The 14,392-nt window shown below is 55.6% G+C and carries 8 protein-coding genes and 2 rRNA genes; 3 read left to right on the plus strand and 7 right to left on the minus strand.

Going from position 1 to position 14,392, the window contains the following annotated elements; genetic code table 11:
- Positions 1 to 29: 29 nt before the first annotated feature.
- Both N6V40_RS02100 and N6V40_RS02105 read left to right on the plus strand, forming a co-directional pair.
- Positions 30 to 938 carry an iron-sulfur binding domain-containing protein gene (locus tag N6V40_RS02100; RefSeq protein WP_242632633.1) on the plus strand — a complete coding sequence of 303 codons (909 nt, stop codon included), beginning with the start codon at positions 30 to 32 and terminating at the stop codon, positions 936 to 938.
- Positions 939 to 951: 13 nt separating this feature from the next.
- A complete protein-coding gene (locus N6V40_RS02105) occupies positions 952 to 1,752 on the plus strand; it encodes a DUF1206 domain-containing protein (RefSeq protein WP_131090743.1) in 801 nt (266 codons plus the stop codon).
- A 3-nt stretch (positions 1,753 to 1,755) separates the two neighbouring features.
- Here the strand turns inward: N6V40_RS02105 and N6V40_RS02110 are convergent, their stop codons facing one another.
- On the minus strand, positions 1,756 to 2,268 hold the full coding sequence (locus tag N6V40_RS02110) for an amino-acid N-acetyltransferase (RefSeq protein ID WP_131090744.1): 513 nt from the start codon (positions 2,266 to 2,268) through the stop codon (positions 1,756 to 1,758).
- 128 nt (positions 2,269 to 2,396) lie between these two features.
- Here N6V40_RS02110 and N6V40_RS02115 point away from each other — a divergent pair, with 128 nt between their 5' ends.
- A complete protein-coding gene (locus N6V40_RS02115) occupies positions 2,397 to 3,623 on the plus strand; it encodes an MFS transporter (protein WP_262198764.1) in 1,227 nt (408 codons plus the stop codon).
- A gap of 76 nt (positions 3,624 to 3,699) precedes the next feature.
- Here the strand turns inward: N6V40_RS02115 and N6V40_RS02120 are convergent, their stop codons facing one another.
- The 6 genes from N6V40_RS02120 to N6V40_RS02145 form a co-directional block, all read right to left on the minus strand.
- On the minus strand, positions 3,700 to 6,213 hold the full coding sequence (locus N6V40_RS02120) for an ATP-dependent Clp protease ATP-binding subunit (RefSeq protein WP_131090745.1): 2,514 nt from the start codon (positions 6,211 to 6,213) through the stop codon (positions 3,700 to 3,702).
- Between the two features lie 265 nt (positions 6,214 to 6,478).
- Positions 6,479 to 6,799, minus strand: a complete 321-nt coding sequence (locus N6V40_RS02125) for a histone-like nucleoid-structuring protein Lsr2 (RefSeq protein ID WP_131090746.1) — start codon at positions 6,797 to 6,799, stop codon at positions 6,479 to 6,481.
- Between the two features lie 309 nt (positions 6,800 to 7,108).
- A complete protein-coding gene (lysS, locus tag N6V40_RS02130) occupies positions 7,109 to 8,623 on the minus strand; it encodes a lysine--tRNA ligase (RefSeq protein WP_131090747.1) in 1,515 nt (504 codons plus the stop codon).
- Between the two features lie 138 nt (positions 8,624 to 8,761).
- Entirely contained in the window at positions 8,762 to 10,735 is a 1,974-nt protein-coding gene (locus tag N6V40_RS02135) for a M13 family metallopeptidase (protein WP_131090748.1), read from the minus strand.
- 178 nt (positions 10,736 to 10,913) lie between these two features.
- A 5S ribosomal RNA gene (gene rrf, locus N6V40_RS02140) occupies positions 10,914 to 11,030 on the minus strand.
- 165 nt (positions 11,031 to 11,195) lie between these two features.
- A 23S ribosomal RNA gene (locus N6V40_RS02145) occupies positions 11,196 to 14,328 on the minus strand.
- Positions 14,329 to 14,392 lie beyond the last annotated feature (64 nt).

The following is a 14,392-nucleotide window of genomic DNA, read 5'->3' on the forward strand; positions in this document are numbered from 1 at the left end:
AAATGCACAAGGTTGGATACAGTGGTGAGGTGCAGCAAATCCATCACAAAATCAACCAGTGGTACTTGGCAAACTCAAGGGACCTGCCATGGCGTCGTGAAGGCGCAAGCGGCTGGGAGGTTATGGTCAGCGAATTTATGCTGCAGCAGACTCCCGTGGTGCGCGTACTACCTGTCTGGGAACAGTGGATGAGTCGTTGGCCGCGGCCACAAGATCTGGCCGCCGAACCTTTATCTGAAGCGCTCAAGGCCTGGGGACGGTTAGGTTATCCACGCCGCGCGCAGCGCCTACATGCGGCGGCGATTGAAATCACCACCGAATACAACGGTGAGGTACCGCGCACCGAAGAAGCGCTACGTGCGCTGCCCGGGGTCGGAGACTATACCGCCGCGGCCATTGCTTGTTTTGCCTTTGGTCAGCCCACCGTGGTGGTTGATACCAATATCCGACGGGTACACGCCAGACTCTTTGGCGGCATGGCGCTGCCCGAACCCACCCCGCGGGCTAGTGAATTCGCCCGTGCTCGGCAAGTGCAGCCCGAAGCTAAAGACGACGCAAATTTGTGGAACGTCTCGGTGATGGAACTAGGTGCCTTGGTTTGCACCGCGCGCAGCCCCAAATGTGATGCCTGCCCGGTCTTTGACCAGTGCGCATGGATTGCTGCCGGACGCCCGGCACCGCACTACACCCCCAAAGGCCAAGCCTGGCAAGGCACGGACCGTCAGGTTCGTGGAGCCATCATGGCCATATTGCGAGAACATGAGCATCCGGTGACACAAACATCTTTCCTTGCTGACCTGTCCCTACAGGAGCACACCAGCTATGTGGCGCTAGAAGGATTGCAAGCTGAATTAGCGCAGCGTGAACGAGCCCTGTCCGGTTTGCTCAAAGACGGGCTAGCCGTGCTTGAAGACGGACACATTTGCCTGCCGTCCTAGTTATGATTAGGCCATGAACGCTTCTGTAGACCCGACCAACGCTGCCCACCAGGTAGCCCGGCATCCTTGGTTCGAACGCTTGGCCCGCCTAGGTTATGTCGCCAATGGTGTACTACATGCCACCATGGGCATACTTGCTGCATTTGTGGCCTCCGGCGGGCACGCAAAGGCAGATCAAAGCGGTGCCATGCGTGCTTTGGCAGCACAACCCTTTGGCATAGTTCTGCTCTGGATCTGCGCGGCCGGGGCACTCTTACTGGGTCTGTGGTCGCTGGCTCAGCTCTTCCTTCCCGAGAAAGAGCTACGGGAGCGACTGAAATTTGCGGGAACGGCCGTGGTGTTCTTGGCCGTTGGTTTCACCTTTGGTCGATTTGCCGTGGGCAGCCCGAGCGATTCGGGAAAGACTACCTCTAGCTTCAGTGGCGAATTGATGAAGTCCTTTGCCGGACGGGCCGTGATAGTTATCATCGGGCTGATCCTGTTGGGTATGGCTTGTTACTACATCTATAAGGGTGTCAGTAAGAAGTTTCTGAAGGATCTGGAAAATTCGAGCCGCCGGGATATCTCCAAGGCGATCACCTACACCGGCATGCTTGGCTACCCAGCTAAGGGTCTAGTCCTCGGCGCGCTGGGAGTGCTGTTCATCGTGGCCACCGTACAGGGCGATCCCAAAGAAGCCAGTGGCATTGACGGTGCGCTGAAGGCTATCCGTGATCAAAGTTTCGGCCCCATTGTTTTGGGCGTCATTGGAGTGGGTCTGGTTATCTACGCGCTGTACCTGATCTTGCGTGCGCGCTACGACCAGATGGACTAGAGGCTACTGCTCCAATGAGATGATCATGCGGGTATTGCCCAAGGTATTGGGTTTTACCCGCGCAAGGTCGAGGAACTCGGCCACGCCTTCGTCTCGCGAGTGCAGGATTTCTTGGTAGACAATGGGATCAACTGCGCTCTGATCCGCCATAACGCTAAATCCGTGGCGTTCAAAGAATGCCACTTCAAAGGTCAGACAGAACACCCGTGTTACACCCACAGCCTTGGCCCGGCGGATTAGCTCTTCGAGCAATAGGTGTCCGATGCCTTGGCCGCGCACCTGTTCAGAGGTGGCCAGCGTGCGAATCTCGGCAATGTCTTCCCAGATCACGTGCAAGCCGCCGCAGCCAATGACATTTCCGTCCGAGTCCTGAGCCATCACAAATTCCTGAATGGATTCGTAATAGGTGACTGCTTCCTTGTCCAGCAGGATCCGCTTTTCAGCTAGCGGTCGCACAAGCTCGCGGATCGCTGCGACATCACTGGTTTTTGCTGAACGGACGGTAAAAGTATTCACCTGATAAATCCTATGCCCGATAGTTCGCAGAGTTTAAGTCGATGCCAGAAATGTCATAGAACGATGCGCCTGGTTGCGACTATGCCAAACTGAGCTAGAACCGCAGTTCGACCAGTTTAAGGATGAGGATGTCAGTCAAGGAAGTACGCCCAGGGTTTGGGCTGCTGGCCATCCTCTTATCCGCTGTCGGCATTGCCCCACTGTTTAACTACGGGCTTAGCGCGACAAGTGATCTGGTGATTCGAGATCTGGGCATCACCGAGTCCCAATTTGGTCTGCTGGCTACCGTTTGTTTTGGGTGCGCCGCGATAGGTAATGCTGCGTTTGGTAAATTCTCGGATCGGCAACCAGATACCCGGTTGATGCTGATCATTTTTGGTGCCGCCACGCTAGCTCTGGGGCTTGCCGCCGTAAATGCCGGCTACATTCTTTTGTTGGTGGCTGCCGGTGTTTCTGGGCTCGCCCAGTCATTTCCCAACGGTGTCACCAATCGTATTTTGGTCCAGCGAGTGCCTAGCGAACAACGGATCAACTGGACCGGGATTAAACAGTCTGGTGTTCAGGTCTCCCAGTTGATAGGCAGCGTGGGGTTCCCGCTTCTGGCCGCCGTCATTGGCTGGCGGGGAGCATCGCTGACCGGAGCCGTACTGGCTGCGGTGCTGGCCATTCTTGCAGTACGCATTCTGAACAGCACACCTCTGCTTCAAGCTCCAGAGTCGAGCCCCAGTAAGCAATCCGGGCCGAAGTCTGAAACCCCGATTGCACAGGCGGCACCTTCTACCCGGTACGTCATTTATGCATTAACCCTCTTTGGGTTTATCAACGGTGTTGGGGTTCAGGCCACCAATGTGTATTTGGCGCTGTTTGCGGTGCGCGAACTGCACTTCTCGCTCATCGCCGGCGGCCTGACCGCTGCAGTGGCCGGTGTGGTCGGAGTCAGCGCACGAGTGGGTTGGGGCAGGATGATGTCCCGCGGCATCGCTGCACCAAAACTGCTTCTACTACTGGCCTCGCTTGCCACCTGCGGGGCCGTGAGCTTCCTGCTCTCCGAACAATGGCACTGCGCGACGCTGCTCTGGGTTGCGGTGATCTTGCACGGCGCCTCGGCCTTAGGCGTCTCGGTGGTTCTCATGGCTGCCTTGCTCCGCGCGGTTCCTGCTAACCGATTGGGCAGCGCCAGTGGCATCGTCTCTGCTGGGCAATTTGGTGGATTCACCGTTGGCCCGCTGGCCATGGGCCTGCTGGTCGGATCCGCAGGCGGCTTCACCGTTGGTTGGATCTGCGTGATCGGTGTTTATCTTTGCTGCACAGCTCTGGGACTGGTCTTGGTCTTGCGCTCGGCTTCCCGGCGTTAAAGCAAGGCGTTAAAGCAACTAGCCGTGGAACCAGATTTCTCTTGTTCCACGGCTAGTTGTTACAAACGGTTTGAGCTTAGCTTTCCAGCGCTGCTGGTGCCGGCTCGCCTTCTAGCTGGCCTGGGCCGCCTTCGGCGCGGAAGACGAACTTCTGCAGTTCACCCTCGCCCTCAACGTCCACGGTGACATGCTGTCCAGCAACAATCTGACCGAATAGGATCCGCTCGGAGAGCTGATCTTCGATGTCGCGCTGAATGGTACGACGCAGTGGACGAGCGCCCATTGCTGGGTCGTAGCCACGCTGTGCCAACAGGCTGCGAGCACCCTGGGTCAGCTCGATGGTCATCTCGCGTTCCTTCAGACGCTTGGCCAGGCGGCCAACAAACAGGTCGACGATCTCTTCGATCTCGTCCTGGTTGAGCTGAGGGAAGACCACGGTGTCATCAACACGGTTCAAGAACTCAGGGCGGAAGTGCTGACGTAGCTCTTCTTGCACCTTGGCCTGCATGCGCTCATAACCGGTCTTGGTATCCGCGACCGACTGGAAGCCGGTCATTACACCCTTAGAGATGTCACGGGTACCGAGGTTGGTGGTCATGATGATGATGGTGTTCTTGAAGTCCACTACGCGGCCCTGGGAGTCAGTCAATCGACCGTCTTCCAGAATCTGCAGCAGCGAGTTGAACAGGTCAGCGTGAGCCTTTTCAACCTCGTCGAAGAGCACTACGGAGAATGGACGACGACGGACCTTTTCGGTCAGCTGTCCACCTTCTTCGTAACCGACGTAGCCTGGAGGGGCACCGAAGAGTCGGGAAACGGTGTGCTTCTCCGAGTATTCGGACATGTCCAAGGTGATCAGTGCGTCTTCTTCACCGAAGAGGAATTCCGCCAACGCCTTAGCCAGCTCGGTCTTACCCACACCGGTTGGACCGGCGAAGATGAACGAGCCACCTGGGCGGTTTGGATCCTTCAGGCCTGCACGGGTGCGGCGGATCGCCTGGGAGATGGCCTTGATAGCCGAATCCTGGCCGATAACACGCTTGTGCAGTTCTGCTTCCATGTTCAGCAGACGTGAGGACTCTTCCTCGGTCAGCTTCACAACCGGGATGCCGGTGGAGTTAGCCAGAACTTCAGCAATGAGCTCTTCGGTGACCTCGGATACTTCATCCATGTCACCGTTGCGCCACGACTTTTCCTTTTCGTTGCGCGCCTCGATGAGCTTGGACTCCTTGTCGCGCAGCGAGGCTGCACCTTCGAAGTCCTGGGCGTCGATCGCCGCTTCCTTCTCCAGGCGTACGGTCGCGATCTCCTCGTCCATTTCCTTCAGGGCAGGAGGTGCGGTCATCCGCTGGATGCGCAGGCGGGCACCGGCTTCATCGATCAAATCCACTGCCTTATCTGGCAGGAAACGATCCGAAATGTAGCGGTGAGCCAACGTTGCGGCAGCCTGTAATGCGCCATCGGTGATGGTCACGCGGTGGTGTGCCTCGTAGCGGTCACGCAGGCCACGAAGGATCTGCGTGGTCAGCTCAACAGTTGGTTCCTTGACCTGAATCGGCTGGAAGCGACGCTCAAGCGCTGCATCCTTCTCGATGTTCTTGCGGTACTCATCAAGGGTGGTGGCACCAATGGTCTGCAACTCGCCACGAGCCAACATAGGCTTGAGGATGGAAGCAGCGTCAATAGCACCTTCGGCCGCACCAGCACCCACCAGGGTGTGGATCTCATCGATGAACAAGATGATATCGCCACGGGTGCGGATCTCCTTGAGGACCTTCTTCAGGCGCTCTTCGAAGTCACCACGGTAACGGGAACCGGCGACCAATGAACCGAGGTCCAAGGTGTATAGCTGCTTGTCCTTGATGGTTTCTGGTACGTCGCCGCGAACGATCGACTGGGCCAGGCCTTCAACTACGGCAGTCTTACCAACGCCAGGTTCACCAATAAGAACTGGGTTGTTCTTGGTACGGCGCGAGAGGACCTGCATGACGCGTTCCATCTCGTGCTCGCGACCGATCACCGGATCCAGCTTGCCTTCGCGGGCAGCTGCGGTGAGGTTGCGACCAAACTGGTCCAGTACCGCCGAACCGGCCGGGGTACCTTCCTGCTGTCCGCCCGAGCTAACACCAGCGGCGGCAGTTTCCTTGCCACCCTGGTAGCCCGAGAGCAGCTGAATGACCTGCTGGCGCACGCGGCCAAGGTCAGCACCCAGCTTCACTAGAACCTGAGCAGCAACACCTTCGCCCTCGCGGATCAAACCGAGCAGAATGTGCTCGGTGCCAATGTAGTTATGACCCAGCTGCAACGCTTCGCGCAGCGACAATTCCAAGACCTTCTTGGCGCGAGGAGTGAACGGGATATGACCGGAAGGAGCCTGCTGGCCCTTACCGATAATCTCCTGAACCTGCTCACGTACGGCACCCAACGAAATATTCAGCGACTCGAGCGCTTTAGCGGCTACGCCATCACCTTCGTGGATTAGGCCGAGCAGCAGGTGCTCGGTGCCGATGTAATTGTGGTTGAGCATGCGCGCCTCTTCTTGGGCGAGCACGACAACTCGACGGGCACGGTCGGTAAATCTCTCAAACATCTTCGGCACACTCCTTGCTTACCAATAATTCGATGCTACGCACCAAGCGACCGCAATTCGCCCTTGTTCGCCACGGGGATAACCCGAAGCGTTACTTCAATACTGCTTGGTGGACGTCGCTTACCGGGACAAACGCCATTGAATTCTCATGTGAGGGAAAAAGAGTAGGTCAATTAAATTGATAGATCACGGTCATCGTTATAAGCAAATGAGTCGGCACATTGAATGTGCCGACTCATTTGAAGTCTTTGACTACCCGAGCGAATTACTTCGTGCGGTTGCGTCCGCCCTTACGCATTGCAGCGTTGTAGGATTCTACAACCTCTGCATTAAGGCGCCCACGAGCGTTGACCTTGATATTGTTTTCTTTTGCCCAAGCACGAATTGCTGGGGCTTCGCTAGTCGCCGTCTGCTTCGACGAACGCGCAGCTTCTACATACGGATCAATGGCCGCGTGGAATTCTGCAGCATGTTCGTCGTTCAGGTCGATTTCGAAGTGCTGACCAGCAATGCTGAATGCAATTGATTCAGTTGCTTCGCTGCCATCAATATCGTCAATCAGGGCGATTTGAACCTGACGTGCCATCTGGGGATTCCTCCGAGCTTGAATGTACTGAACTAGGCGTCAAATGAGACACCAGTCCTTTTCAATGTTCAAGCCTATACAAATAGCGTCAGAAAATTCTAATTCTGATCAATATTCACAAGGTTCTATCAGGAATACTCTAATTCTCGTTCGTTGGATTATTGGAATCCGCACGATTTTGAATAAGCGCATCTGCTTCAGCTTCGGCCTGACGCTCTTTTCGGTCCGCGTTAGTAATCGCTTTCATCACGTACCAAAAAGCAGAGCCAGGGCGATTGTTGGAACAATAGCCTCGACGTACAACATTATTTATGCCTCCGGCTTTAGCAGTGGGAAGAGAATCGTTTCGCGAATACCGACGTTGGTGAAGAGCATTACCAATCGATCGATACCCAGTCCGATACCACCCATCGGTGGTGCACCGTATTCCAGGGCACGCAGGAAGTCCTCGTCAAGCTGCATTGCTTCAGGGTCGCCGCCAGCGGCCATCAGCGACTGCTCGGTGAGACGTTCACGCTGAATGACTGGGTCGATCAGCTCCGAGAACGCGGTACCGCGTTCCATGCCACCGATGATGAGGTCCCATGCTTCGATAACGCCTGGCTTCGAGCGGTGTGGACGAGCCAGCGGCTGAGCCAGTGGCGGGTAATCACAAACGAAGGTTGGGTCGATCAAAGTTGGCTCGACAATTTCGCCAAAGAGCTCGATAACTAGCTTCTGAGCTCCCCAAGCAGGATCGATCTTTACTTCGTGCTTGGCCGCAACTTCGCGCAACACCGAAGCGTCGGTATCTGGAGTGATCTCCACACCCACAGCCTCAGACAGGCCAGGGTACACGCTCAACCAGCGCCATTCGCCGTCCAGGTTTGCGGTGCCCTTAGGGGTTTCGACGGTTCGGCCAGCGCCAATGGCGTCGGCGGCGTTAAGGATAATTTCCTTCATGCGATCGGCCATCACGTACTGATCTGCGTAGGCTTCGTAGCATTCTAGGGTGGTGAATTCAGGCGAGTGAGTTGAGTCCACGCCTTCGTTGCGGAAGATGCGTCCGACTTCGAATACACGGTCCACGCCACCAACAACACAACGCTTGAGGTACAGCTCAGTGGCGATGCGCAGGGTCATTTCCTGATCAAAAGCGTTCAGGTGAGTCTTGAATGGACGGGCCGATGCGCCACCGTGAACCAGCTGCAGCATTGGGGTCTCAACCTCAACGTAGCCATGGTTTTCTAGGGTGTTACGTACGGCGCGAACAATGCCGGCACGCTTGTAAACCATTTCGCGAGCTTCATTGCGCACGATCAGGTCCGCGTAGCGCTGACGCACACGGGTAGCTTCATTCAAATCCGCGTGCAGCACTGGCAGCGGGCGCAGTGCCTTGGAGGCCATTTCGTAGGTGTCGGCCATGATCGACAGCTCGCCGCGGCGTGAAGAAATCACCTTGCCGCTAACAAAAACGTGGTCGCCGAGGTCAACGAGGGACTTCCACTGGGCAAGGCGTTCTTCGCCGACGTTAGCCAAGGAAAGCATCAGCTGCAGGCGCACACCCTCACCATTGGGGCCACCCTCCTGCAAGGTGGCGAAGCACAGCTTGCCGGTATTGCGCATAAAGACGATCCGGCCAGCGACGCCTACTACGTCTTCGGTTTCTTCGCCGGCTTCAAGGTGCTCGTACTTATCGCGGATTTCCAGCAGCGAGTGGGTGCGAGCCACACCTACAGGGTAGGCTTCCTCACCCTTGGCCAGGAACTGGTTTCGCTTATCAGTGCGAACCTGTCGCTGGTCGTTGGTATCAATGGGCTGTGCGGAATTATTTTCGGAAGTCACAATTACCCATTCTACGTGTCATTGCGTGCCCGCAATGCCGTTCATGATCAGACTTACACCCGCTAATTTCCCACCGGGTACACCAGAGCACCGGCAAAGCGAAGTTTGCCGGTGCTCTGGTGCGTGATCGGTGGTGATTTACCAGATTTCGACGCGGTCTTCTGGGTCCAGCCACATGCCATCGCCTGGCTTGGTGCCAAAGGCTTCGTGGAAGGCGCTCAGGTTCTTGGGAACCTGGTTGCAACGGAATTCGCCCGGTGCGTGTGGGTCGGTGCGAACGCGGACCACTGCGGTTTCCGGACGGATCAGCGTACGCCAGCATTCAGCCCACGAGTAGAAGAAGCGCTGGTCACCGCTGACTCCGTCGATCACTTCATCCTCGGTGATGCCACGACCGGCAAGCTCGAGCTTGTACGCCTTGTAGGCGATGCCCAGTCCGCCAAGGTCGCCGATGTTTTCACCTAGGGTCAGCGCACCGTTGACCTGGTGCTCGGGTGCTTCGGTGGGAGCCAGTGCGTTGTACTGCTCCACCAGCTTGCCGGTCAGCTTCTCAAATGCTTCGCGGTCCTCATCGGTCCACCAGTTGGTCAGCTGGCCGGTGCCATCGTACTGCGAGCCTTGGTCATCAAAACCGTGGCCGATCTCATGGCCGATCACCGCTCCGATCGCACCAAAGTTCGAGGCGATATCGCGATCTACATCAAAGAATGGCAGGCGCAGGATGGCTGCCGGGAATGCGATTTCGTTCAGCAGCGGGTGGTAGTAGGCGTTGACGGTCTGTGGGTACATGAACCACAGTTCGCGGTCCACCCCGTCATCGATCTTCTTCAGCTCGCGCTTATACTCAAACTCATTGGCCGCGGCCAAATTGGCAATCACATCAAGCTCATTGGTGGTGATCGACGAGTAATCGATCCACTGATCCGGGTAGCCAATCTTTGGCCGGAACTTCGAAAGCTTATCCAGCGCCTTTTCGATCGTTGCCTCGCCCATCCAGGACAGTTGGCCGATAGAGATCCGGTAGGCCTCGGTCAGTCGCTGCACCAGCTGATCCATGGCATCTTTGGCCTCCGGCGGGAAATTCTTGGCAACGTAAACTTGGCCGATGTCTTCACCTACGGCGCCTTCGGTGAAGGATACGCCGCGCTTCCAGCGATCGCGGATCTGCTCCACACCGCCGAGCTTGGCGGAGTAGAAGGAGAAGTTTTCGTTGACGAAGTCACTGGAGAGGTACGGCGCGAAGGAACGCAGCACCTGCACGTTAAGCCAATTCTTCCATGCGTCTAGCGGCTGGGATTCGATGAGGCCCGCCAGACCTTCAAGGTAGCTGGGCTGCCAAACAACAACTTCGCCGTAGTACTTTGCTTCAATTTCTGCCCCGGCCAGCCAGGACTTCAGACCGTCAAAGAGTTCAAAGAGCGATTCGCCGGTCATAAGGTTGTAGCGTGCCTGAGCATCGCGTACCTTCACCCGATCCCAGTGGAATTCGGCGATAGCCTTCTCCAGCGCAACGACGCTATCGGCTGCCGAGCCCGCATCACTAATCCCGCCAAGGCTTAGCAGTCGCTGCAGGTGGTCCCGGTAATCAGCGAGGGTCTCGGCCAATTGCTCATCGTGATAGTAGGACTCGTCGGGCAGGCCCAATCCACCTTGCAGAAAGGTCAAAAGGTTTCGCTCTGGGTCCCCTGCGTCGTTCATCGCGCCAATTTCGAGGAATCCGCTAATACCCTTGCGGTAGAAAGATCCCGAGAGCTTCAGCAGTGACTGCACGGAAGTAACTTCATTAATGGCGTTGAGGTAGCCAGCGATCGGCTCTGCGCCACGCTCTTGAATCGCCGCTTCATTCATGAAGGAACCATAGAGGTGAGCGATGCGCTTGGTTGCCTCATCGGTAGCTGAGCCCGATTCGTAGGCCTTGACGGCTTCTTTGATGATGGCGTGAACGGCATCTTCGGCCTGGTCACGCAGTTCCATGAACGAACCGTAGATCCCTTGATCACCTGGGATGGTGGCCGTTTCGAACCACTTACCGTTGCTATGACGGTAAAGATCATCCTGGGGACGAACCGAATCGTCGCGGTAACGCAGCGGGCTCGTTGTCTCAGTGGTCAAGGCATGACTCCCTCGGTAGCAGAACAAGTTATTTCTACTACACACTGTAGCCAGTTCTCCGAGAATAAAGAGCTCGAGCGCCTTAGGTGCGCGGACGGCTTAACCATGGTGGTTAAACAGGTGAGGCCCCAACCAAAAGGTTAGGGCCTCAAACCAACATTCATCTTTATTAAGTTAAGTCCGGCGGTGACCTACTCTCCCACACCCTCACGAGTGCAGTACCATCGGCGCAGTGGGCCTTAGCTTCCGGGTTCGGTATGGGACCGGGCGTTTCCCCCACGCTATGACCGCCGTAACAATCACGAAGCACACAAACCAATTTTCTGGTGTTGTATGAAACGATGCGACAAAAACTACTTGTCAAGTCTCATGTTTAGTTTCGGTTGTCGAGTTGTTGTCTCGTAACCGCATAGTGAACGCGAACAGCAATGATCTTATTAGTCATTATTGTATATATTGTGTGTTGAAAGTCATCGGCCTATTAGTACAGGTCAGCTACACAAGTCTTTAGTCCTTGCTTCCACATCCTGCCTATCAACCCAGTGGTCTAGCTGGGGGCCTCACACACTCAAGGTGCATGGAAATCTCATCTCGAAGCAGGCTTCCCGCTTAGATGCTTTCAGCGGTTATCCCTTCCCAACGTAGCTAATCAGCGATGCACTTGGCAGTACAACTGACACACCAGAGGTTAGTCCGTCCCGGTCCTCTCGTACTAAGGACAGCCCTTCTCAAATTTCCAACGCGCGCAGCGGATAGGGACCGAACTGTCTCACGACGTTCTAAACCCAGCTCGCGTACCGCTTTAATGGGCGAACAGCCCAACCCTTGGGACCTACTCCAGCCCCAGGATGCGACGAGCCGACATCGAGGTGCCAAACCATGCCGTCGATATGGACTCTTGGGCAAGATCAGCCTGTTATCCCCGAGGTACCTTTTATCCGTTGAGCGACGGCCCTTCCACGAGGTGCCGCCGGATCACTAGTCCCGACTTTCGTCCCTGCTCGAGCTGTCACTCTCACAGTCAAGCTCCCTTGTGCACTTACACTCGACACCTGATTGCCAACCAGGCTGAGGGAACCTTTGGGCGCCTCCGTTACATTTTAGGAGGCAACCGCCCCAGTTAAACTACCCATCAGGCACTGTCCCTGAACCAGATCATGGTCCGAAGTTAGGTGACCGGTACAGCCAGAGTGGTATTTCAACGATGACTCCACCTGAACTAGCGTCCAAGCTTCACAGTCTCCCACCTATCCTACACAAGCTGCACCGAACACCAATACCAAACTATAGTAAAGGTCTCGGGGTCTTTCCGTCCTGCTGCGCGTAACGAGCATCTTTACTCGTACTGCAATTTCGCCGAGTTCATGGTTGAGACAGCGGGGAAGTCGTTACTCCATTCGTGCAGGTCGGAACTTACCCGACAAGGAATTTCGCTACCTTAGGATGGTTATAGTTACCACCGCCGTTTACTGGGGCTTAAATTCTCAGCTTCGCAACAAGTTGCTAACCGGTCCTCTTAACCTTCCAGCACCGGGCAGGAGTCAGTCCGTATACATCGTCTTGCGACTTCGCACGGACCTGTGTTTTTAGTAAACAGTCGCTTCCCCTGGTCTCTGCGGCCCACACCCGCTCACAACTGCAAGAGCTGATCACGGGGCAGGCCCCCTTCTTCCGAAGTTACGGGGGCATTTTGCCGAGTTCCTTAACCATGATTCTCTCGATCGCCTTAGTATTCTCTACCTGATCACCTGTGTCGGTTTGGGGTACGGGCGGCTGGGACCTCGCGCCGATGCTTTTCTAGGCAGCATAGGATCACCGAATCACCCACCAAAGTGGGCGCCTATCAGGTCTCAGACATCATGAACCGCGGATTTACCTACGACTCGTCCTACACCCTTGGACCAGGTCAATTCCATTGCCTGGCTCGGCTACCTTCCTGCGTCACACCTGTTAATACGCTGACCTCACTGCATCGGTTCCCACCACATCAACCAACAAAAACACCCGAAGGCATCAACAATTGGAATCCATCATGGTTAGCATCAACAGCTCAGTATGGGCGGTCCTTCGCCGGTACGGGAATATCAACCCGTTATCCATCGACTACGCCTGTCGGCCTCGCCTTAGGCCCCGACTAACCCAGGGCAGATTAGCTTAACCCTGGAACCCTTGATCATTCGGCGGACGGGTTTCTCACCCGTCATTCGCTACTCATGCCTGCATTCTCACTCGTATAGCGTCCACCGCTGGTTTACACCGCGACTTCACCCGCTATACGACGCTCCCCTACCCATCCAAACGCCCAATCCGAAGACCAAGCAAATATTTGAATGACGCAACTTCGGCGGTGTGCTTGAGCCCCGCTACATTATCGGCGCGGAATCACTTGACCAGTGAGCTATTACGCACTCTTTCAAGGGTGGCTGCTTCTAAGCCAACCTCCTGGTTGTCAAAGCAACTCCACATCCTTTCCCACTTAGCACACGCTTAGGGGCCTTAGTTGGCGTTCTGGGCTGTTTCCCTCTCGACTATGAAGCTTATCCCCCACAGTCTCACTGCTACGCTCTCACTTACCGGCATTCGGAGTTTGGCTAACGTCAGTAACCTTGTAGGGCCCATTAGCTATCCAGTAGCTCTACCTCCGGTAAGAAACACGTAACGCTGCACCTAAATGCATTTCGGGGAGAACCAGCTATCACGAAGTTTGATTGGCCTTTCACCCCTACCCACAGCTCATCCCCTCCATTTTCAACTGAAGTGGGTTCGGTCCTCCACACGCTCTTACACGCGCTTCAACCTGGCCATGGGTAGATCACTTCGCTTCGGGTCTAGATCACGCCACTCAAACGCCCTATTCAGACTCGCTTTCGCTACGGCTTCCCCACACGGGTTAACCTCGCGACGTAACACTAACTCGCAGGCTCATTCTTCAAAAGGCACGCCATCACCCAGGAACAAGTCCCAGGCTCTAACGGATTGTAAGCGCACGGTTTCAGGTACTATTTCACTCCCTCCCGGGGTACTTTTCACCATTCCCTCACGGTACTGATTCACTATCGGTCATCAAGTAGTATTCAGGCTTACCAGGTGGTCCTGGCAGATTCACACAAGGTTTCACGGGCCCCGTGCTACTCGGGTATCAACACTAGAACGGCAGACACGCATTACACCTACGGGACTATCACCCTCTATGGTCCGGCATTCCAACCGATTCACCTATACGCCTGCACCTCATCCCACCAGCAAGATAGCGCTGGTACATGTCAACCCCACAACCCCGATGATGCAACGCCTATCCGCTATCACACACCAACCGGTTTAGCCCCATCCGCGTTCGCTCGCCACTACTAACGGAATCACTATTGTTTTCTCTTCCTGCGGGTACTGAGATGTTTCACTTCCCCGCGTTCCCTCCACACAGCCTATACATTCAGCTGCAGGTCACACCACATAACATGGTGCGGGGTTCCCCCATTCGGAAATCCTGGTCTCAACGTCCGGTTATCGACTCCACCAGGCTTATCGCAGATTCCCACGTCCTTCATCGGCTCTTGATGCCAAGGCATCCACCGTGCGCCCTTAAAAACTTCAACACAAAACAAAGTTCTCAGAATTGAGCAATAAAACAATCTAACAAAATCACACAGACAAGACTCA

This window comes from Glutamicibacter sp. M10 (assembly GCF_025452055.1).
GTDB lineage: Bacteria > Actinomycetota > Actinomycetes > Actinomycetales > Micrococcaceae > Glutamicibacter.